Source organism: Streptomyces sp. NPDC006510 (genome assembly GCF_040611955.1).
Taxonomy (GTDB): domain Bacteria; phylum Actinomycetota; class Actinomycetes; order Streptomycetales; family Streptomycetaceae; genus Streptomyces.
Genome location: NZ_JBEXPH010000053.1, coordinates 22,779 through 45,662, shown reverse-complemented (window position 1 = coordinate 45,662; position 22,884 = coordinate 22,779). Strand labels below are relative to the sequence as shown.

9 protein-coding genes are annotated in these 22,884 nt (G+C 70.3%); 7 read left to right on the top strand and 2 right to left on the bottom strand.

All coding sequences use genetic code 11. The features are described 5' to 3' along the window. Positions 1 to 995, top strand: a 995-nt coding sequence (locus tag ABZY11_RS18375; protein WP_356480116.1) for a DMT family transporter, incomplete at its 5' end; no start/stop codon positions are given. 25 nt (positions 996 to 1,020) lie between these two features. On the opposite strand, the gene ABZY11_RS18370 is transcribed toward ABZY11_RS18375, so the two are convergent. Then, positions 1,021 to 2,037, bottom strand: a complete 1,017-nt coding sequence (locus tag ABZY11_RS18370; protein ID WP_356480115.1) for a LacI family DNA-binding transcriptional regulator — start codon at positions 2,035 to 2,037, stop codon at positions 1,021 to 1,023. Between the two features lie 213 nt (positions 2,038 to 2,250). On the opposite strand from ABZY11_RS18370, the gene ABZY11_RS18365 reads away from it, so the two are divergent. Together ABZY11_RS18365 and ABZY11_RS18360 are read left to right on the top strand one after the other, a co-directional pair. Next, a complete protein-coding gene (locus tag ABZY11_RS18365) occupies positions 2,251 to 5,616 on the top strand; it encodes a glycosyl hydrolase (protein WP_356480114.1) in 3,366 nt (1,121 codons plus the stop codon). A gap of 196 nt (positions 5,617 to 5,812) precedes the next feature. After that, positions 5,813 to 7,408 (top strand): hypothetical protein, encoded by a 1,596-nt coding sequence (locus ABZY11_RS18360; protein WP_356480113.1) that lies wholly within the window; start codon positions 5,813 to 5,815, stop codon positions 7,406 to 7,408. 515 nt (positions 7,409 to 7,923) lie between these two features. Here the strand turns inward: ABZY11_RS18360 and ABZY11_RS18355 are convergent. Beyond that, a complete protein-coding gene (locus ABZY11_RS18355; protein ID WP_356480112.1) occupies positions 7,924 to 8,514 on the bottom strand; it encodes a lytic polysaccharide monooxygenase auxiliary activity family 9 protein in 591 nt (196 codons plus the stop codon). A 257-nt stretch (positions 8,515 to 8,771) separates the two neighbouring features. On the opposite strand from ABZY11_RS18355, the gene ABZY11_RS18350 reads away from it, so the two are divergent. The 4 genes from ABZY11_RS18350 (at position 8,772) to ABZY11_RS18335 (ending at position 22,879) form a co-directional block, all read left to right on the top strand. After that, positions 8,772 to 10,280 (top strand): glutamate synthase subunit beta, encoded by a 1,509-nt coding sequence (locus tag ABZY11_RS18350; RefSeq protein WP_356480111.1) that lies wholly within the window; start codon positions 8,772 to 8,774, stop codon positions 10,278 to 10,280. Between the two features lie 480 nt (positions 10,281 to 10,760). Beyond that, positions 10,761 to 11,633: a sterol desaturase family protein gene (locus ABZY11_RS18345; protein ID WP_356480110.1), complete on the top strand. Its 873-nt coding sequence runs from the start codon at positions 10,761 to 10,763 to the stop codon at positions 11,631 to 11,633. A gap of 49 nt (positions 11,634 to 11,682) precedes the next feature. Continuing rightward, complete coding sequence (locus tag ABZY11_RS18340) at positions 11,683 to 21,207, top strand: amino acid adenylation domain-containing protein (protein ID WP_356480109.1); 9,525 nt, start codon at positions 11,683 to 11,685, stop codon at positions 21,205 to 21,207. Continuing rightward, positions 21,197 to 22,879, top strand: coding sequence for an NAD(P)/FAD-dependent oxidoreductase (locus ABZY11_RS18335; RefSeq protein ID WP_356480108.1), 1,683 nt, complete (start codon positions 21,197 to 21,199; stop codon positions 22,877 to 22,879). The genes ABZY11_RS18340 and ABZY11_RS18335 overlap by 11 nt, the downstream gene beginning before the upstream one ends. The last annotated feature ends 5 nt before the right edge of the window (positions 22,880 to 22,884 follow it).

The window sequence follows — 22,884 nt, the reverse complement described above, 5'->3', positions numbered from 1 at the left end:
CGACTCGGGGGGCGCCCGCCGCCGACGGCCCCGACCGGCACTCCGGCGACGCGGGCGGTCCGGCCGCCGAACGGCTCCGCATCCGTTGCCCGTTCCACCACCACCCACGGAAAGGGCGCGCGATGCCGGCCGTCCTCGTACTGCTGCTCGCCGGAACCTGGCTGCTCTCCGGCGCCCTGGTCACCGGGACCGAACCGCTGATCGTCGCCGTGGGCCGCACCGCGGTGTGCTGCGTGGTGCTCACCGCCGTCGCCGCCTCCACCGCGGACGGCCGGGCCGACCTGCGCCGGGCCGCTGCCAGGCCGGGCACGGTCTGGCTGCTGGGCCTGCTCGGCTTCGCCGGGTACGCGGCAGGGACCCTCCTCGCCATCCCGCGCATCGGGACCTCGCTCACCAATCTCGTCGTCGCGCTGATGCCGTGCGCCTCGGTGGCGGTCGGCGTGTTGTTCTTCGGCGAACGGTCCGGGCCGCGCAAGGTGGCGGGGGCGGTACTCGCCTGCGCGGCGGCCGCCGGATACGCGGCGCTCGGTGCGGACGCCGGTGACGCGGACGGGCTGGGGCTGCTGCTGGTCGTGGCGGCGACCGTGGCCTTCGCCGTGTACGGGTTCCTGTACCGGGACCGGCTGTCGGGGCTGCCGCCCCTTGCCGTGCTGCCCGTACTGCTCGCGGCCGCCACCTGTCTGCTGCTCCCTATGGCCCTGCCCGCGCTGATCGCCCACCCTCCGACACCGGCCGCGACCGGCGGCACAGTCGTGCTGGGCGCGGTCGTGTACGCGCCCGCCTACCTCGTCCAGCACCGGCTCATTCTGCTCCGCGGGCCGGTCTTCACGGCCGCCGTGCAACTGGCCGTTCCCTTCACCGTGCGCCTGGGCGACTGGGCGCTGGACACCGCGCCGGCACCCTCTCCCGCCGAGTTGCTGCTCCTCGCGGTGTGCTGCGGGGGCATCGCCCTGGTCACCGTCCAGCCGCACGCACGGCTCGCTGCCACCGAGTGACCGCGAGGCCGTCGGGACGACCGCTTCAGACCTCCGGCCGTGGTCCGGTCGTCGTCGTGCCGACCACCAGTGTGCACGGGTGGGCATGCATCCCGGGGGCGTCGCGTCCGTCGGCCACCTGGGCCGCGGCAGCGGCACCCAGCGCGGCCAACCCCATGTCGATGGTGGTGAGATGGCGGTTGCGCTGACCGCTTATCACGTACTCCCAGTTGTCCACGCCGATCAGCGCGACGTCGTCCGGGACCCGCCTTCCCGACTCCAGCAGGACGGACTCCGCGCCGAGCGCGATCTGGTCGTTGCCGCAGAAGACGGCGTCGAACGGGGTTCCGGACTCGATCAGCCGGCGGCAGGCGGTGGCCCCCCATTCCCGGCTCCAGTCGCCCCGGAGCGTGCCGGTCGCGGGGGGCAGCCCGGCTTCGGCGAGCGAGGCCAGCAGCCCCTGCTCACGGCCCTGCGTCGCGGTGTCGGCCGCCTCACCGGTGATGTGCGCGATGCGCCGCCTGCCCAGCGACAGCAGATGTTCGCCCGCCGTCCGGCCCGCCATCCGGCTGTCGGGGACGTAACAGGAGTCGCCCTCCCGGTCGGTGAGTCCGAACGCGTAGGCGACCGGGACGGAGAACTCGGCCGTGACGGAGCGCATTTCGGCCCGGAGGTCGTCGCCCAGTACCAGCACTCCGTCGACGCGCCGGGCCAGCAGCCTGCGGACGCTTTCGGCCATGGAGTCCGGGTCGAAACACGTGTCGTAGAGCAGACACGCCTGTTCCCGGCTGCCGAGGTGGGTGACCGCCCCGACCAGCACCGGCTCGGTGAACGCCCCCCGGGCGTTCCGGGCGAGAATGCCGATCGTCCGGCTCCGTCCCAACGCGAAGGACTGTGCCAGGGCGTTGGGACGGAAGTCGAGTCTGCGCGCGGCCTCCGCGATGCGCGATCGCGTCGCCGTCGAGACGCGGCCGCCGCCGTTCAACGCCCTTGATGCCGTGGAGAGCGACACCCCGGCGACCGCCGCGACATCGCTCAGTGTGACCCTGCCCCGTTCCGCCATGGCCTCAGCCTATCCATGATGCGCAACTGCTTGTGCGATTCCGGCGGTTCCTGTGTGAAGCCTTGACAGAGTTTGTTTGCGGGGCCAGTGTGTGCCGCGCTTGAGCAAGCGGTTGCGCAACGGCCCGGAGCCGCCTCGGGCCCAGTTCGGCCCACCTCTCCACAGAGACCGCGCGCAGCACCCCCGCGCCCGATGATCAGGGAGTTTCACGCCATGCGACATCGACCACCAAGATGCCTGTTCCGCGCGGCGGTGGCCTTCTCCACGCTGCTCGGCCTGCTGGCCTTCGGCCCGGCCGCCGCCTCCGCGGAAGGGGCCGGGTCCACCGCAGCGGACGGTAATGAATCGGCGACTGCCGTGCTGGGGAGGACACTTGAGGCCCAGGGCGTCACCATCGACGCGTCCCCGGGCAGCGACGAGGCGAGCGCCAATGTCAAGACGTACGGCGACCGCGACTGCTGGGAGATCGGCCCCGGCCGCCCCAGCCAGTTCCTGTACGTCACCCTGGACGCCCGCCTCAAGCACGAGGGGGCGAACCACGCGGCCGTCGACATCGACTACTTCGACGCGCCCGGAACCAAGTTCGCGCTGGTCTACGACGGGGTCGCGAACCCGTGGCGCACCTCACGGATCGTGAAGACGACCGGCACCAACACCTGGAAGACCGCGCACTTCTACATCCCGGACGGGGCGTTCACCGGCGGACAGCACGGCCGGGACATGCGCATCGCCACCTGGGCGCAGGACATGGGATCCAGTGAGAAACCGGTCTGCTTCGCCCGCTACGCCTTCGCGCCGTCCCCGGTCGACACCGATGACGTACAGATCGATGTGACCACCCCCGGCAACCTCTTCGACCCGGGCGAGCGGGCGACCTTCGGAGTCCTCTCCGCCCGCGACCGCTCCGTGCCCTGGAGCGTCCGCGACTACCGGGGCCGCACCGTGCGGCAGGGCACCGCCGCCATCGACCCGGCCACCCGCGAAGGCACTGTCGACGCCGGTGAACTTCCCCTCGGCTACTACACATTGACGCTTCGCGGAACCGCCGCGGACGGAGCCCCCCTCGCCCGCACCGCCGGCTTCGCGGTGCAGCACCCCGGCCCCGACCCGAAGCACACCACCGACTCGTTCTTCGGCATCAACCACCACCACCGCTCCGCACCCGGCGACGCCTGGGACGACAGCACGAAGCTGGCCGCCCGCGCCGGAGCCGACACTCTGCGCGTCGACTCCGTCTACTGGAGCAGCATCGAGCGCCCCAAGGGCGAGTACCAGTGGCCCGAGGCCAGCGAACGCGTCACCGCGGACTTCGGCGCCCGTGGCCAGAACGGCCTGATGCTGCTGGGCTTCGGCAACTCCGACTACGGCAACATCCCGAGCACCGACGAGGCGTACCGGGCGTTCGGGAAGTACGCCGGGCAGGTCGCGGAGAAGGCCGACGGCCGGATCGAGTCGCTGGAGGTCTGGAACGAGTACTACGGCGGCTTCTCCAGCGGAGTGTGCTCGCAGAGTGCGAAGTGCTACGCCAAGATGCTGGCCGCCGCGTACTCGGGGGTCAAGGCCGCCGATCCGGAGATCACCTTGGTCGGTGCCTCGTCGTTCAAGGTGCCCCTGGACTGGTTCGAGGAACTGTTCAAGCTCGGCGGGCTCAAGCACATGGACGCGATCTCCATCCACCCCTACCGGGCCCCGGGCGACCCCGAGGGCGTCGAGCTCGACATCGCGGGCCTCAAGCGGTTGATGCGTCAATACAACGACGGCAAGGAACTCCCCATCTGGATCACCGAGCAGGGCTGGACCTCCGCCGACCGGGACGGCATCGGCGTCAATGAGCAGACCCAGGCTCAGGCCACCGCACGCGCCCTGCTGGAGGCCAAGGCCGCAGGCATCGCCCGCTACTACTGGTACGACCTGATCAACGACGGCAACGGGCCGAGCAACGGGGAGCACAACTTCGGCCTGCTGCGAAAGACGGGCCCGGAGGCCAACGGGCTCAACCCGAAGCCCGCCTACCTCGCCTACTCCACCGTCGCCCGCGAACTGACGGAGGCGAAGTTCACCGGCCGGCTGCGCACCGGCGACCCCGACCTGCACGCCTACACGTTCGGCTCCGCGCCCGGCTCGCCCGGTGGCGGCGCGGTGACCACTGCGCTGTGGAGCAGCGACCGCACCGGCAAACCGGTCCGGGTGCGGACCGGGAAGCCGGTCACCGTGGTGGACATGCTCGGCTCGGAGCGGGTGGTGGAGCCGGTGGACGGCTGGGTCCACCTCACGGCCACCGGCGCCCCGGTCTATCTGCGGGCCGCGGTGGACAAGGTCGAGGAGTCACCGCTGCTGTCGTTGTCCGCGCCGAGCGAGATCGCGGCGGGCGCGGAGATTCCGGTGACCGCCACACTCGACAACCGTGGCACCGGCCACGGTGACGGGGCATCGGCCCGCAGGCGCACCGCGGTCTTCGAGATCGAGGGCGAGCGGGTCACTGTCTCGGCGGCGCCCGGCCGACGGGCGAGCGCCGCGCTGAAGGTCCCGGCCGGTGACACCCCCGGCAGCCGGGGCCTGGCCGCGGCGGTCACCCTCGACGGGAAGCGGGCCGGCGCGGTCGCGACCGGCACGGAGGTGACGGCGGATCCGGTGACGGTCGACGTGTCCCCGGAGATGTCGGTGAGGGGCGGCGTCCGCACCGACCGGCTGGCGGTGACCGTCACCAACCACTCGCCGGACGCACCGGTCGGGGTGACCGGCGTCGACTGGTCCTTCGGCGACCTCACCGGAACGATCGCGGGCCGGGGTATCGACGGCGGCGGTACGGTCCCACCGCTGGCCGCCCGCACCTTCCGCACCACCGTCGACGGAGCCTCCGCCTATGCCGTCAAGCCGGTCGGGGTGACCGCCAGGCTCGCCGACGGACGCACCGTACGCGACAGCGACTCCTTCGGCTTCAGCCCGATCGCCAGGGCCACCCCGCACCTGGTGGACGGCAGGCTCACCGGCCTGGAGAACGTACCCAAGGTGGACCTCTCCGAAGTCGGCACGTACAACGGCATCGAACCCTCAGTCGCCGACGGTGACATGTGGGCGACCTGGGACGACAAGAACCTCTATGTCTCCGCGGTCGTCCGGGAGAAGGACCACCGGACGGCACAGAAGGTGGCCTGGCTGCCCGCCGGTGACAGCATCGGCATCGGGGTCCAGCCGGGCAAACCGGGGGAGGGGCTGGGTCGTTGGGGTGCCGACTGGTACATGCTCTACGCCGGTGACACCGTGACGGAGGGACCGGGTGTCTTCGTCGAATCCCTGCCCAAGGACTACCCGGTGGGGACCGTGGAGGGGGCCGATGTCCGGGTGGCCCGTGACGAGGCGGCGGGGACGACCACCTACCTGGTCGCCGTGCCGTGGAAGCGGATCGCCCCGCTGTCGCCCGAGGACCCCTCGTTCTCGCTGACCCTGACGGTCAACAAGCACGACCGTGTGCAGCGGGACAACTACCGCTCGCTCGGTCTGGACGGATGGCAGACCTGGGGCGACGGGCTCAACAACTGGAAGCTGGTGCGCTACCAGCAGGTGCAGCTGACCCGCTGACCTGCGCCCGGACCGGTGGGCGCCGCGACGAGCGGCGCCCACCGGCCACCGTTCCCGACAACCGTCACGTCGACCATCAGCAGCGAGAGGGCGAATCACCATGACCAACACCTCCATCGGCACCGGCGATACTGCCTGCTCCCGGCGCCCGCGCCGCAACCGGCCGGGTTCACGACGGCGCTCACCCTTCGCCCGCGTGTCGGCTCTCGCACTCGCGCCGGCCCTCGCGCTGTCCCTGATCGTGGCTCTCCCGCCGTCCGCCCCTGCCGCGACGTTCACCCTGTCCGTCACCTCCCCGAGCCTGATCTTCCAACGGGGGCAGGGCGCCGTGGAGTTCGGCTCGTCGGCGGCCTCGGTCTCCTGGGCGGTCACCGATGAGCAGGGCACCCGGGTGCGCAGCGGCACCAGCTGGCTCTCCGGCGGGAAGGCCACCATTCCCGTCGCCGACCTCGACCCCGGCTACTTCGAACTCTCCCTGCACGCGGGCTCCTCCACCGACCCGACCGACCTGCGCACCTCGTTCGCCGTCATCGAACCGGTGCCGGACAGCACGGTCGGCCCCGCCTCACCGTTCGGCGCCGCCGTGCACATCGGACGCGCCGGCTGGGGCCTGAACGTGCTGGACGAGGCCCGAAAGGCAGGCATTGCGCACATCCGCGAGGACGCCTGGTGGCACCGGTTCGAGACCGCGAAGGGCAGTTACACCTTCCCGGCCGCCTTCTCCGAAGAAATGGACCGCGCCCGGGCGCTGGGCATCACTCCGCTGATCATCGCGAACGGCGCCAACCCCCTGTACGACTCGGGCCACACACCGAGCAGCCCCGAGGGCATCGCCGCCTTCGGGAAGTTCGCCGCGGCGGTGCTCAAGCACTACGACCAGAGCAACGTCGAGGTGCTCAACGAGTACAACGCCGGCACCTTCAACACCAGCGCCTGCGGGAGGACCGCCGCCTGCTACCTGGACGTACTCAAAGGGGTCCACCAGGCCGTGAAGGCCGCCGACCCGGGCGCCACGGTGGTCGGCCCGGCCACCATCGGCATCGGCAACTGTGTGGCCGCCGACGGCACCAAGTGCTTCGCACCGGATCTGATCGACCGCGGCGGACTGGAGGCGATGGACGCCTACAGTGTCCACCCCTACCACTACCCGGGCGGTCCGGAGTGGCTGGGCGGCTCCGGCGACACCATCGCCGGCCTGCGACAGCGCATCCGAGCGGCCAACGGCGGCAAGGACAAACCGATCATCCTCAGCGAGATGGGCTGGCCCACCGACACCGGTCACGGCACCACCGAACGCCAGCAGGCCGACAACCTGATCCGGCTCTACGCCACCGGCTTGGCCAACGGCGTGACCCGGGTCTACTGGTACGACCTGGTCGACGACGGCAACGACCCCGCCAACAAGGAACACAACTTCGGCATGCTCCGGCAGCCCGTGACCGCCACCACCGCGAATCCGGTCTCGGTCACCGCCAATGCCCCGAAACCGGCCGCGGTCGCCCAGGCCGTGGTGGCCCGGATGCTCGGCGGCAAGACATACGCCGGTGACGACGGGCCGGCCGCACCGGCCCACTCCGTCCGCTTCACCGGCAGCAGCGGCACGACCCGTGTGGTGTGGTCGACCACCGCCCGGAACCTCACGGTCTCGGCGACCGGCCCGGTCACGCTGGTCGACTCCTGGGGCCGACGCTCCGTCACCCAGCCGACGAACGGCAGCATCACCCTGGAGGCAGGCCCGTCCCCGGTGTTCGTCGAGGGTCCTGTCACCGGAGCCGGAGCGGCGACGCCGTAGCGAGGCCGGTCCGGAAAACGGGTCGACGGGCGGGTGCCGGGCACGCTGGGATGACCGGCACTGCCCGCCGTACGGAGTGGGCCGGCGGCAGGAGCCGTTCTCCCGGTGGCTGGACGGCCAGGTGGCGACCGTCGAGGACCTGGCGGATTCGGCGGACGCCGCCGTCGAGTCGGCGGGGTTCCTGGCCGCCCTTCGGGCAATCGCGCCCTGCGCGGGCGACGAGGGCCTGACCCGTCGCTCACCTGGCCGACCGGGACGGTGCGACGCGGGCCGCCGTGGCGGAGGTCGACGGCACGTTCGACGCGACGGCCGTGACCGAGCTGTGGGACGCGGCGCAGACCGGCCGACGGATCACTGAGGCCCTCATCGGCTGGGGTCTTCCGTCCGGGATCACGCCGGCCCCGCGAGCCAGGCCTGACCCCGACGAGAGGCCCCGAGGACGCCGCCGTACCAACCCCGCTGCCCGGGATGGGCCCCACCCCGGGCAGCGGACGTCGCACAGGTGCGGACCGGATTCAGAAGGTGACATCCGAGCAGGCGTAGAACGCGTTGCCGGTGTCGGCGATCGTCCAGACACCGAGGATCAGGTGCTTGCCCGACTTCTGCGGCAGGACTCCGGCATGGGTCACCGTGGACGTCGGCAGACGTCCGCCGAAGGGCACGGTCAGGAACGGCTGCGGGTCCAGGTCGGCCCTGGTGAGGGGCTTGGCGGGGTCGTAGCCGTCCTTGGTGATGTAGTAACGGAAGTCGGTCGTGGCGTGCCGGGCCGTGATGCGCCAGCGGAACGTGTAGCTCTGCCCGCCGGTGACCTTCGTCGCGGGCCAGGCACCGCCCCGCGGGTCGTCGAGCTCGGAGAACCGGCCGTTTCCGCCGGAGCAGATGGTGCCGTCGACCGGGCCGCGGGCGGGGAATCCCTTGGGACCTTCGACGCTCGGCGGCTCCCACTGGATCTGGCCGCAATTGCGCACGGTGCCGTTGCCGCAGAGCTGCTGACGGCTGACCGGAGCATCGGTGTAGCCATGGCTCTGGGCGCTTCCGGTGGTGACGAGGAGGGAGGCTCCGGCGATTCCGAGGCCGAGAACGAACGAGGTGATCCTTCTGCGCATGCTTCGCTCCTGAGGGAGGTGTGGGGGCGCTGCGAGACGAGTGGGGTGGGCGCGCTCCACCTCACTAGGTCTAGACCAACGTCGAGATTAGTCAGGGCGATTGGTCATGTCCATACCAGTAATGCGCCGCTGTGCGGCCGACCCGTCGTGGTTCCGATCGGAGTGAGAGGGCGCTCCCGGCATGGTGGGTAGGGGGCAAAGCGGGCGTAGGCTGGCAAAAACGCCTGTGCACCGCGAATGAGCGATGGAGGCGGCCCATGACCGACCCACATGGCTTCCTCAAGTTCCCCCGCCGGCCCGTCCCCGCGCGGCCCGTCCAGGAGCGGCTGAGTGACTGGAACGAGGTCTACGCGGGACAGGCGCGGCTGCCCCTCGTGTCGGAGCAGGCCGGGCGCTGCATGGACTGCGGCATCCCCTTCTGTCACAGCGGCTGCCCGCTGGGAAACCTCATCCCCGAGTGGAACACGTACGCGCGGAGGGAGGACTGGCGGGCCGCGGCCGAGCGGCTGCACGCGACGAACAACTTCCCGGAGTTCACCGGGCGGCTGTGCCCGGCCCCGTGCGAGGACGCCTGTGTGCTGACCATCAACGCCGACCCGGTGACCATAAAGAACGTCGAGCAGGCCATCGCCGACCAGATCTGGGCATGCGGATACGCGTCACCGCAGCCGCCCGGGCGGCTCAGCGGGAAGACGGTCGCCGTCGTCGGCTCCGGCCCGGCGGGCCTGGCCGCGGCGCAGCAGCTCACGAGAACAGGTCACACCGTCGCCGTCTATGAGCGTGCCGACCGCATCGGCGGACTGCTGCGCTACGGCATCCCCGAGTTCAAGATGGAGAAACGCCACCTGGACCGCCGCATCGAGCAGATGCGGGCGGAGGGCACCAAATTCCGCACGGGGGTGGACATCGGCAGCGACTTCGACGCCGCCGAACTCACCGTGCGACACGACGCGGTCGTCATCGCCGTCGGTGCGCGAGGGCAACGGGAACTTCCCGTACCAGGCCGTGAGTTGGAGGGCATCCACCAGGCCATGGACTATCTGACCCTGGCCAACCGGGTCACCGAGGGTGACTGCGACGCGCCTTCCGTCACCGCCGAGGGCAAGCATGTGGTGATCATCGGGGGAGGGGACACCGGCTCGGACTGCATGGGTACCGCGCTGCGCCAAGGGGCCGCCTCCGTGGTGCAGTTGGACATCAATCCGGAGCCCGGCGACGACCGGCGGGACAGCGAGCCCTGGCCCACGTATCCGAAGGTCTATCGGATATCCCATGCCCATGAGGAGGCCCGTGGGCGGGAGGGCGCGGATCCCCGGGTCTTCTCCTCGGCCACCCTCCGCTTCGAGGGGGACCGGTCGGGGCGAGTGCGCGCGTTGCGGCTGGCGGAAGTGGAACCAGAAGCCAGAAGGCCGCGCCCGGGGACCGAACGAGGTATCCCGGCGGATCTGGTCCTGCTCGCCCTCGGCTTCTACGGCCCCGAACACGGCACCGGGCTGATGCGGCAGCTCGGACTCACACTGGACGCCCGGGGAAACTTCGCCCGGAACGCCGGCTTCGGGGCCATGACGACGGAGCCGTCCGGGCGGGCGGCCCGTACCCGGACGGGCGGGATCTTCATCGCCGGTGACGCGGGGCGCGGTCAGTCCCTCGTGGTGTGGGCCATCGCGGAGGGACGGTCCGCCGCCGCAGCGACGGACCGCTATCTGAGCGGTTCCACGGTGCTCCCGGCACCGATCGCACCGCAGGACCGGCCCCTGGTGGCTTGAGCGCCCCGGACCGGGCGGATGCATGGACGGACACAACGTACGGGCGTGCGGCGAAGTGACGAATTGAAGAGACCCGTCGGTACTATTAGTAATTCATATTCACGGCGGATCGATTGGTTCAGTTCTCACCGGCAATTCTCGCCATCATCGCTGCCCCGTATCAGGATGAGGCTTGATTTCGACGGTTGAGGATGCCGAGCAGGGAAAAGTTAGTAGGGCGGGCCCGTCCGGCGACGGCGCTCGGGTCCGCGGGGTCCATGAGGCGACCCGCATCACACTTCATCCCGTATTCCTTGCGTGTGACAGGTGACGTCCGGTGCGCCGGTCTCGTGCGCCCGCAGGAAGTAATCAGTTTCTCTTTCACGGTCTGTGCACTCTGCTGTGCTGATTCCTTTCGTAAAGGTGCTGTGAGTGGAAAGTTGTGAACCGTTGCCCGGCGATGACCCGGAGGTGAATTCCGGTCGGGCCCGGAGGAAAGGGGTGCCGGTCGCCTCCGTGCGCGCTGTCGTGCGCGTGGCGGCGTACCCGATCCTGCTGGCGGGCACGGTTTCGGTGGCCGCTACGGCGCTGTGTCTCGACTGGGATCCCGATCGTGTGAGCCCGCTCTTCCTGCTCGGCGTCATCTGCTATCTCACCGCGCTCGAACGGCTGATTCCGCACCGGCGTGCCTGGCACCCGAACGCCGGTGAGTGGCGCTGGTACGGCGTCTACTTCCTGCTGACGATGGTGGCCAGCGCATTTGCGCAATTTCTGGTTTCCAAGGTCGTCTCCGAAGTGTCTCCGCGCGAGTCGGAGATCAATCTCTGGGCGGAAATACCCGCAGCATTGCTGACCGGTTCCCTTGCCAGTTATCTGGTGCACAGGCTCGGTCATACCAACGCGATACTCTGGCGATTGCACGGCGTGCACCATGTGCCGGAAAAGGTCAACGTCGCCAATAATGGTGTCAATCACGTCCTCGATATCGTTCTCGCGCAGGGAACCGTTCAGCTGGCTCTGGCACTGGTCGGTTTCTCCCGTGACTCCGTGTTCGTCGTGGGCCTTTTTGTGGCCGCCCAGGGCTATTTCGTCCACGCCAACATCGGCGTGCGCATCGGCCGGCTCAACCATGTGCTCGCCAGCCCCGAACAACACCGACTGCACCACAGCACCGATCTGTCCGAGGCGGGCCACTACGGCTCGGACCTGTCGATCTGGGACCACGTCTTCGACAGCTACACCTGGCGGCCCGGCCGCGAGCCGGTCGCGGTCGGGCTGGGCGATCCCGCGTCCTTCCCCGGAACCGGGGAGATCTTTGCCAGCCTTTTCCACCCCTTCCGCCGTGCGAAGGGGCCCGGGACCGGTTCTGCCTGAACCGCCCTTTCATGCCGTGCCGCGGCGTCACGACTCGAGGAGTACAGCCTTGCCCGACCTGAACAGTGCCCCCGTGAGCGAAAAGGTAGCGATCATCGGCATGGGGTGCCGACTGCCCGGCGGTGCGTCGGACCACCGCACGTACTGGCAGAACCTCATGGAGGGCAAAGACTGCATCACACCGACACCGGCCGATCGCTACGACGTCGGCACTCTCGGCAGCAGACACAAGGAGAAACCCGGTCGACTGATCGGCGGTCGCGGTGGATACATTGACGGTTTCGACGAATTCGACCCCGCCTTCTTCGGCATCAGCCCGCGCGAGGCCGACCACATGGACCCGCAGCAGCGCAAACTGCTGGAGGTCGCCTGGGAGGCACTGGAGGATGGAGGCCAGCGGCCCGCAGAGCTCGCCGGCAGCAATACCGCCGTGTTCGTCGGTGCGTTCACGCTGGACTACAAGATCCTTCAGTTCTCCGACCTGGGCTTCGGATCACTCGCCGCCCACACCGCCACCGGCACCATGATGACGATGGTCTCGAACCGTCTCTCGTACTGCTTCGACTTCCGCGGACCGAGCCTGTCGATCGACACCGCGTGCAGTTCCTCCCTGGTGGCGGTGCACCTCGCCTGCCAGAGCCTCAACAACCGGGAGACCGATCTCGCGCTGGCCGGTGGCGTACTGCTGCACATGGCGCCGCAGTACACCATCGCCGAGACGAAGGGCGGATTCCTGTCGCCCGACGGCCGTTCACGCGCGTTCGACGCCACGGCCAACGGCTACGTACGGGCCGAGGGCGTCGGCCTGGTCGCGCTCAAACGACTGGACGACGCCCTGCGCGACGGCGACCCCATCCACGCCGTGATCCTCGGCGCGGGGGTCAACCAGGACGGCCGGACCAATGGCATCACCGTGCCCAACGCGGACGCCCAGGTCTCCCTCATCCGACGCGTCTGCGGCGAAGCCGGCATCACGCCCGGCGACCTTCAGTACGTGGAAGCGCACGGCACCTCCACGCCCGTGGGCGACCCGATCGAGGCGAACGCACTGAGCCGGGCGCTGGCCGTGGGCCGCCGCCCCGACGCGCCCTGCTACGTGGGCTCGGTCAAGACGAACATCGGGCACACCGAAGCGGCGGCGGGCATCGCCGGCCTGATCAAGACCGTGCTCTGCCTCAAGCACCGTCGCATCCCGCCCCACATCAACCTGGAGCAGCTGAACACCGCCATCGACCAAGGGGCCTCCCCGTACCGCATCCCGACCGAGCCGGTCGAATGGCCCGCACACGAGGGACCCGCACGGGCCGGGGTGAACTCCTTCGGCTTCGGTGGCACCAACGCGCACGTCGTGCTGGAGCAGGCACCGGACCGGAGCACCCCGCAGGCCCCACCCGGCGAACGGGCCTGGAATCTCCTCCCGTTGACCGCCCGCACGCCGGAAGCCCTGCCGGAGGTGGCGGCCGGCATCCGCCGCGAGCTGGCAGGGGCCGACGGGCCCGGAGTGTCGCTGCCCGACCTCGGCTACACCCTGGCCCGCCGCCGCCAGCACCTGGAGTCACGGCTCTCCGTCGTGTACTCCTCACAAGCCGGACTGGACGAGGCACTCGGTGCCTTCCTGCGCGGTGAACCCCACCCCGGAGTCATCCACGGCAGGCAGTTCGAAGCCGAACAGCGCGGTCTGGTCTGGGTCTTCACCGGCATGGGGCCGCAGTGGTGGGGGATGGGCCGCCAGCTGCTGGAGGGCGACGAGACGTTCCGGGACGCGGTCATCCGCTGCGACCGGGCCATCCGCCCGATCGCGGGCTGGTCCCTGATCGAGGAGATGAAGGCAGACGAAGCCGGATCGCGCATGGGCGAGACCTGGCTCGCACAGCCGGCCAACTTCGCCGTCCAGGTGGGGCTCGCGGCCATGTGGCGCCAGTACGGTGTGCGGCCGGACGCCGTGGTCGGTCACAGCACCGGAGAGGTCGCCGCCTTCTACGAGGCAGGGGTCTACTCCCTGGAGGACGCGGCGAGGGTGGTGGTGCACCGCAGCCGGCTCCAGCAGAAACTGACCGGAACCGGCACCATGCTCGCCGTGAGCCTGCCCGAGGACGAGGCGCAGTTCCGGGTGGCCGCCTTCGGGGACCGGGTGTCCGTGGCCGCGGTCAACAGTCCCTCGGCGGTCACACTGGCCGGCGACCGCGACGCGCTGGCCGAGCTGGCGGAAGGGCTGCGCGCGGAGCAGGTATTCGCCAAGTTCCTCACGGTGCAGGTTCCGTACCACAGCGCGGGCATGGAGACGATCAAGGACGAACTGCTGGCCTCCCTGGACGGTCTCGACCCCCGGGCCGCTACCGTTCCGCTCTACCTGACCGGGCAGGAAGGCACGGCGCACGGCAGTGAACTGGACGCGGGCTACTGGTGGAAGAACGTCCGCCACCGGGTCCGCTTCCGCTCGGCCGTCGACCGGCTCGCCGACGACGGGTACGGACTGTTCCTGGAGATCGGTCCGCATCCGGTGCTCGGCCACTCCGTCCGGGAGTGCTTCGACGCCAGGGGGACGGCCGCACGGACCCTGCCGTCGATCCGCCGCCAGGAGAACGAACCGGAGCGCTTCGCCGCCTCGCTGGCGGAGTTGCACAACCTCGGCGTTCCCATCGCCTGGGACACCCTGCACCCGGCGGGCAGACCGGTGGTCCTGCCCCGCTACCCGTGGCGGCGCGACCGGTACTGGACGGAGCCCGCACCCGTCGCCCAGGTCCGTCTCGGACATGTGGACCATCCCCTGCTGGGCCGCCGCACCGCGGACACCGAGCCGACCTGGCACACCACTCTGGACACCGAGCGGCTGCCCTACCTCGACGACCACCGCATCCAGTCCACGGTCGTCTTCCCGGCAGCGGGGTACCTGGAGATGGCCACGCAGGCGGTACGGTCCCTGACCGGCGGCACCCATGTCGTGCTGACGGACATCGAGTTCCGCAAGGCACTGTTCCTGCCCGAGGGCGAGGACCGGGCCGTGCGCCTGAGCCTCTCCTCGCAGAACGCGGCCTTCACGATCGCTTCGGCGGGGCAGGACGAGGGCGACCGGGCGGTGCACGCGAGCGGAGTCGTGCGATCGGGGCAGCCGCGACCGGCCGGGCCCCCCGCCGACACCGAAGCCCTCCGGGCGCGCACCCGGCGCCGGCTGAGCGGCGAGGACTGCTACGCGGCGCTCGCCGCCCTGGGCTACCACTACGGGCCCGCGTTCCGGGCCATCGACGAGGTGTGGATCGGCGCCGGAGAGGTGCTCGCCCGACTTCGTCCGCCCGCGGTGATCGGTGACGACGCGGCCGGACACCACATCCATCCCGTGCTGCTCGATGCCTGCTTCCAGTCCCTGCTGGCGACGCAGCTCCCCGACAGCGAAGCCGAAGGCGAACCGGAGCGGGAGACTTCCGGGATCCGCCTGCCCCTTTCGATCGACGAGCTGCGCCTCGCCCCGGTGGGAGACCGGCCGATCTGGGTGCATGCGACGGTGACCCGGGGCGACGCGGACGAGCTCGTCGGCGACATGGCCGTCTACGCGGACAGCGGTGAACCCCTCGGCGGGATCCATGGCTTCCGCGCAGCCGACGTGGAGAAGGCGTCCACCGCGGTCGGCCTCGGCACGATCGATTCCTGGCTCGCCGAGACCGTCTGGATCGACAGCCCCGTCGATTCCGCCAAGGACGGGACCGAGCACGATGTCGCGGCCGGGCACGGAGCAGCGGTCGGCCACGGAGCAGCGACCGGCGGCGCCTGGCTGGTGTTCGCCGACAGCCAGGGCGTCGGCGACGCATTGAGCACCCTGCTCGCCGAGCGGGGCGAGCGCTGCCATCTGGTGCGTCCCGGCGACACATACCGACGAGGGGGCGAAGGCCGCGCGTTCACCGTCGAACCGGGGTCCGCCACCGACCTGGAGCGGCTCCTCACCGACCTGAGCGAAGCCGGGGACGGCGAGAACAGCAACGACGGCGGAGACAGCGGGCGCCTCATCGGCCCTGCCGGACCCATCGGCCCCATCGTGCATCTGTGGAACCTGGACCTGCCTCAGTTCACCAAGTCCTCACCGCAGGACCTCGTACAGCACAGCGGCACCGGGGCCTATTCACTGATCGCGCTAGCCCGGACGCTGCGCCGCCGCGATGCGGCCGGCCGGCTGCACATCGTGACCCGCGGCGCCCAGAACGTCGAGCCCGGTGAGACCGTCGAGCCGCTGGGAGCCCCCGCCTGGGGCGTCGGCCGGGTGCTCAGACACCAGGAACTGATCTCCCACCCCGGCAAGCTGATCGATCTGGACCCCGGCGCGCCGAGCGACGGGGGATGCCGGGCCGAGGCCCGCGCGCTGCTGCGTGAACTCCTGACCGACGACGAGGAGGAGATCGCACTGCGTGGCGCGGCCCGCCGCACCAGCCGGATCCGGCGCGCCGAACAGCTGACGCACCCCCTTCCGCTGCGCCTGCGCACCGACGCGAACTACCTGGTCACCGGCGCCTTCGGAGCACTCGGCCGACTCCTCTGCCGGACGCTCGTCCGGCGTGGCGCGCGCAGCCTGATTCTGATCGGCCGCACCGCCCTGCCGGAGCGTTCCGCCTGGCGGGATCTCGACCCCGACACCACCGGAGGCCGTGCCACTGCCTTCGTCAAGGAACTGGAGGCGCTCGGGGCACGGGTCGTCCTGGCACCGCTCGACATCACCGATGAAGCCGCGTTCACGTCCTGGCTGGAGGCTCACCGGCGCACCGATCCGCTGCCGGTCCGCGGCGTGTTCCATCTCGCCGGTCAGGTCCGCGACACACTTGTCGAGGACATGGACCGCCGGATGTTCGCCGAGGCCCACGATCCCAAGGCCGTCGGTGCCCACCTGCTGCACCGCCATCTCCGGGACGAACCGCTCGACCACTTCGTGCTGTTCGCCTCGATCGCCTCGGTGCTGACCACGGCGGGCCAGACCAACTACGCCGCCGGCAACGCCTTCCTGGACGCGCTGGCCCAGCATCGCCGGGCACTCGGGCTGCCGGGGCTGAGCGTGGACTGGGGCCCGTGGGCCACCGGCATGATCGAAGAGCTGGGACTCGTCGACCACTACCTCCACAACCGAGGGATGAGCTCGCTCGCACCCGACGTCGGCATGGCCGTGCTGGAGCGCGTCATCGGCCAGGACCGGGCCCAGCTGCTCGTCGCCACGGTCGTCGACTGGCCGGTGTTCCTGGCCTGGTACGCGTCACCGCCCCGGCTGGTCGCCGAGCTGGCGGCGGCGGCCCCCGCCGGCACGGCCGCCGGGGCGGGCGAGGGCATCATCGACACCTTCCGCGATGCGGACCCGGCGGAACGCCTGACCCTCGTGACCGGGCGGTTCATCGCGCTGACCGCCGCGGTGCTCCGGACGGGCCCCGACCGGATCGATCCGCAGGCCGGGCTCAACGCGCTGGGGCTCGACTCGCTCCTCGCGATGGAGCTGCGCGCCCGGATCAGCTCCGAGCTCGGCGTCGCCCCGCCCGTGGTGGCGCTGCTGAGCGGCACTCCCGTCGCCGAGCTGATCAGTCAACTCCACGATGCTCTGGCCGAGTTGGTCGCCCACGATGCCAAGGGCGCCGACACGGCCGCGGTGGAGGTATTCGAGGACGAACTCAGCCACCCGCTGACGCAGAACCAGAAGGCCCTGTGGTTCCTCAGGCAGCTCAACCCCGAGGGCTACGCGTACAACATCGGCGGCGCGGTAGAGGTCCGGGTCGCACTCGATCCCGACCTCATGTTCGAGGCGGTGCGCTGTCTGGTGGCGCGACACCCCGCGCTGCGCACCAACTTCCGCACGGTGGACGGCGTGCCGATGCAACAGGTGTCGCCGGCGGCGGACCCGGACGTCGCGCTGTTCGATGTGCAGGACCAGGAGTGGGAGGACATCCACCGCACGATCGTGGCGGAATACCGCAAGCCGTACGACCTGGAGTGCGACCCGCTCTTCCGCTTCCGCCTCTTCAAGCGCGCCGACGACCGTTGGGTGATCATGAAGGCGGTGCACCACATCGTCTCCGACGCGATCTCGACGTTCACCTTCATCGAGGAGCTCCTGGCGGTGTACGAGGGGCTGCGCCAGGGCCAGGCCCCCTCGCTGCCGCCCGTCACCGCCCGCTACCTGGACTTCCTCAACGCGCAGAACCGCTTCCTGGCCGGACCGGCCGCGCCGCGCATGCTCGACTACTGGCGCACGCACCTGCCGGCCGAGGTGCCGACCCTGGAACTGCCCGTCGACAAGCCCCGTCCCGCCGTGCAGACGCACAACGGCGCCTCGGAGTTCTTCGTACTCGACGCCGCGCTCACCGCCCGGGTGCACGCCCTGGCCCGCGAGCACGACGTGACCCCGTTCATGGTGCTGCTGAGCGCCTACTACCTCCTGCTGCAACGTTATTCCGGCCAGGACCAGGTCATCGTGGGCAGCCCGGTGACCGGCCGGACCGAGCAGGAATTCGCCTCCGTCTACGGCTACTTCGTCAACCCGCTCCCCCTGCACGCGGATCTGTCCGACGATCCGTCGGTCGCCCGACTGCTGCAACAGGTCCGTACGAACGTGCTGGGCGGCCTGGACAACCAGGAGTACCCGTTCGTCCTGCTGGTCGACAAGCTGGGACTCCAGCACGACCCCACCCGCTCCGCGGTGTTCCAGGCCATGTTCATCCTGCTCACCCACAAGGTCGCCACCGAGAAGTACGGCTATCGGCTCCAGTACATCGAACTCCCCGAAGAAGAAGGTCAGTTCGATGTGACGCTGTCCGTGTACGAGGACGAGGCGGAGCGGCGTTTCCACTGTGTCCTGAAGTACAACACCGACCTGTTCCTGCCGGAGACCATGCGACGGATGGCAGCACACTACACCGCACTGCTCGACAGCATGACCCGGGCTCCGGCGGATCGGCCCACCTCCCGGCTGGAGATGCTGGGCGCCCAGGAGCGCGAACGGCTGGTCGGCGAGTGGAGCGGCGCCGGGCGCGCCGCGCTGCCCCCGGCGGCGGCGGGGGACGGCGAGGCGGACGGTTTCCGGCCGGTGCATCGGCTGATCAGCGAGACCGCCGCCCGCTGCCCGGACGCCGTGGCCATCACGGTCCCGGCGCTGAACGGTGCGTCCTATCGGCTGACGTACGCGGAACTGGACCGCAGATCGGGCGAGTTGGCCCGACGGCTGCGTGGGCTCGGGGCCGGTGCCGGCTCGGTGGTGGCGCTCTGCCTGGAGAAGTCGCCCGACCTCGTCGTCGCACTGCTCGCGGTGCTCAGGACCGGCGGCGCCTATCTCCCGATCCCGGCCGACCACCCGGCCGACCGTGCCGCCCACACCGTACGGACCGCGGGCGCCACCCTCGTCGTCGTCGAGGACGAGGCCGGCCGGGACCGGATGGCGGGGGTGCCGGCCCGGACGCTCACGCTGCGGGAACTGCGTCAGGGGGTTGCCGACACGGCTCCCGGGGCCGACGACCGGAGCGCGGTCGAGTCCGTTGCCGAGGACCCGGCCCATCCCGACTCGCCCGCGTACATCATCCACACCTCCGGTTCGACCGGCCTCCCCAAGGCCGTGCGGGTCAGCCACCGCAACCTCGCCTCGGCCTACGCGGCCTGGCTCCAGGAGTACCGGCTGGACCGCGACGTCCGGGTGCACCTCCAGATGGCCGCCCCGTCGTTCGACGTCTTCACCGGTGACGTGGTGCGCGCGCTGTGCTCCGGCGGCAGCCTGGTGCTGGCCGACCGCGATCTGCTCTTCGACACCGAGCGCCTGTACACCACGATGCGCGAGGAGCGGGTCGACTGCGCGGAGTTCGTGCCCGCCGTCGTACGCGGTCTGATGGACCACTGCGAACGCCGGGGCCTGCGGCTGGACTTCATGCGTCTGCTGGTCGTCGGGTCCGATGTGTGGAAGGCGGGGGAGTACCGGAGGCTGCACGGCCTGTGCGGGCCGCACACCCGTCTGATCAACTCCTACGGGGTCACCGAGGCGACCATCGACAGCGCCTGCTTCGAGGGACCCGTCGACGACCTGGAACCCGGACGTACGGTGCCGATCGGACGGCCCCTGAGCAACAGCACACTCCATGTGCTCGACCGGCACGGTGAACCGGTGCCGCCCGGTGTGCCCGGCGAGCTGTGGATCGGCGGCGACGGCGTCGCCCTCGGCTACGCGGGCGACCCCACGCTGACGGACCGGCGCTTCGTCACCCGGACCCTGAGCCGGGAACCGGGCGCCCGCCCCGTACGCCTCTACCGCAGCGGCGACTCGGCACGCTGGGACGCCGACGGCCGGGTCCATCTGCTCGGCCGGGCCGACGACCAGGTCAAGCTCCGGGGCCACCGCATCGAGATCGGCGAGATCGAGGCACACCTCGCCCAGTGGCCCGGGCTGGCCCGGACCGTCGTCACGGTGCGCCCCGACACCCGGGGCGAGGACATGCTCTGCGCCTACTGCGTACCGGCCGGGGACCCCGCACCGGACCGGCGAGCGCTGCGCAGGCACCTCGCGGACCGGCTGCCCGCGTACATGGTTCCGGCCCACTTCGTCGTACTGCCGGAACTGCCGCTGACCGCCAACGGCAAGGTCGACCTCGCTGCCCTGCCGATGCCCCGGTTCGATGCGGACGACGAGCCCGAGGAGACGCCGAGCACACCGTTCGAAGTGAGCATGGCCCGGCACTGGCAGGAACTCCTCGGACTGGAGCGGGTCGGTCTGACGCATGAGTTCTTCGAGGTCGGCGGCAGCTCCATCAAGCTGATCGAGCTGATCCATCGGCTGAGGAAGGAATTCGGCGTCGGCATCCCCGTCAGCTTGCTGTACCGGGTGACGACCCTGCACGGGATGGCCGCGACACTGGAGCGCCTCGCCACCGGCTCGGTCTCCGACGACCTGCCCTGCCTCAGTTTCAACAGCGATCGGGAGCGGACCGTGTTCTGCTTCCCGCCGGCGGGCGGCCACGGACTCGTCTACCGGGGGTTCGCCGCCACGCTGCCCGAGTACCGGCTGATCGCCTTCAACTACGTACCCGGCGCCGACAAGGTGGCCCGCTACGCCGACCTCGTCGAATCCCACCGGCCCGAGGGCCGATGCCTGCTGCTCGGCTACTCGCTCGGCGGCAACCTCGCATTCGAGGTGGCCAAGGAACTCGAAGGCCGGGGACGCGACGTCGCCCATGTGATCGTGCTGGACTCGCACCGCATCCTCGAACCGTACGTACCCGGCCCCGAACACATCGAGTTCTTCGAGGCGGAACTCGCCGAACACCTGCGCAAGCACACCGGATCGGACGCCGTCGCCCGCGAAACCCTCGACCACGCCGCCGAGTACCTGGCCTTCTGCGGCCGCACACCGAACCTCGGAACGGTGTCCGCGACCGTCAGCGTGGTCACCGACGAGGAGAAGACGGCACTCTACGCCGCCGGCGCGTCCGGCACCTGGCACGGCAGCTCGACCACGGCCACGGCCGTGCTGCGCGGCTCCGGGATCCACGCCGACATGCTCGACCCCAAGCACGCGGCCCGCAACGCCGACCTGGTGCGCGGCATCCTCCAGGAGGGCGGCGCCGATGTCCGATGAGGCTGAGGGCGAGTGGAGCACCCGTGACCGGGCGGGGGACGGCGGCCCGCGGGTCATCGTGATCGGCGCCGGCGTCGCGGGAATGTCCACCGGCTGCTACGCGCAGATGAACGGGATGCGCTCCCGCATCTTCGAGAAACATGTGCTGCCCGGCGGCTGTTGCACGGCCTGGTCGCGCGACGGCTACATCTTCGACTACTGCATCGAGTGGCTGATCGGCACGGCCACCGGCAACGACGCCAACCAGGTGTGGCGCGAACTGGGGGCGCTCGACGGCAAGACCATCACCAACTTCGAGATGTTCAACCGGGTCGTCGACGAGACCGGCCGCTCCGTGACCTTCTACAACGACCCGGACCGGCTGGAACGCCACCTGCTCGGCATCTCGCCCGCCGACGCCCGGCTGATCCGTTCCTTCTGCCGCGATCTGCGCCGGTTCACCGGCATCGAGCTGTATCCGTTCCTGACCGCCCCCGCCCTGCGCACCGTACGCGAGAGAGCGGCGCTGCTGCGCACCGTCCTGCCCGCGTTCCGGCTGTTCTGGCGCACCGCTTCGACGCCGATGCACGAATTCGCCGACCGGTTCCAGGACCCGTTGCTGCGCAGGGCGTTCCGCAACATCTTCTTCCAGGACCCGGAGGGCTTCCCGCTCCTCCCGTACCTGTTCAACATGGCCGGCGCCCACCATCACAACGCCGGTTTCCCGCAAGGCGGTTCACTCGGTCTGGCCCGGTCGATCGAGGAACGCTACACATCGCTGGGCGGCCGGATCAGCTACCGGGCACGGGTCGAACGAATTCTGGTCGAGGACGGTCGCGCCGTCGGGATCGAACTGCGCAACGGCAGGCGCTACTACGCCGACCACATCGTCTCGGCCTGCGACGGCCACACCACGATCCACGGACTGCTGCAGGGCCGGTTCACCGGGCCGCGGATCGACAAGCTCTACGACGAACTGCTGCACCGCCCCGGCACCCTGTTCCCCGCCGTGGTCTCCGCCTTCGTCGGGGTCCGGGGCGAGCTGGGCCCCGACCGGGCCCACAGCACCACGTATCTGCTCGCTCCGCAGGACGCCGCACAACTGCCCGGCGCGCTCCAGAGCAGTGTGGTGGTCCAACTGCGCTCCGACTACTCGGACGGGTTCGCCCCGCCCGGAAGATCGGTCATCCACTGCACCTACTTCAGCGACTTCGCGTACTGGAAGGCGCTGCGCGCCGCCGACCGCAAGGAGTACCGCGCGAAGAAGCGCCAAGTGGCCGACTTCGTCCGGGGATTCCTGGAGCGCCGGCTGCCGGGGACGGGCGAGCGCATCGAGCTGGTCGATGTCGCCTCCCCGGCGACGACCCGGCGCTACACCGGAAACCACGACGGCTCCATCCTGGCCTGGAAGGCGTTCTCCGAGGCCGACGACATCGCGGCCAAACTGGTGGGCGAGGACCGCATGCGCCTGCCCGGCCTGCACGGATTCTCGATGGCCGGGCAGTGGGTCGGCATGGGCGGACTGATCCGCGCCGCGTCCACCGGGCGCTTCGTCGTCCAGTACCTCTGCGACGAGCTGGGACGCGGCTTCACGGCGTCCGAGAGCCGGGGCACCGAGCCCTGGCACCCCGGAAAGCTGGGCCGGCTGCCCCAGCTCGACAACTGGTCCATGCGTGGTGACAGCCGCGCATGAGCACC

Coding starts and splice junctions, on each gene's coding strand:
- ABZY11_RS18370 (WP_356480115.1), bottom strand. CDS start 2,037: ATGGCGGAACGGGGCAGGGTCACACTGAGCGATGTCGCGGCGGTCGCC.
- ABZY11_RS18365 (WP_356480114.1), top strand. CDS start 2,251: ATGCGACATCGACCACCAAGATGCCTGTTCCGCGCGGCGGTGGCCTTC.
- ABZY11_RS18355 (WP_356480112.1), bottom strand. CDS start 8,514: ATGCGCAGAAGGATCACCTCGTTCGTTCTCGGCCTCGGAATCGCCGGA.
- ABZY11_RS18350 (WP_356480111.1), top strand. CDS start 8,772: ATGACCGACCCACATGGCTTCCTCAAGTTCCCCCGCCGGCCCGTCCCC.
- ABZY11_RS18335 (WP_356480108.1), top strand. CDS start 21,197: ATGTCCGATGAGGCTGAGGGCGAGTGGAGCACCCGTGACCGGGCGGGG.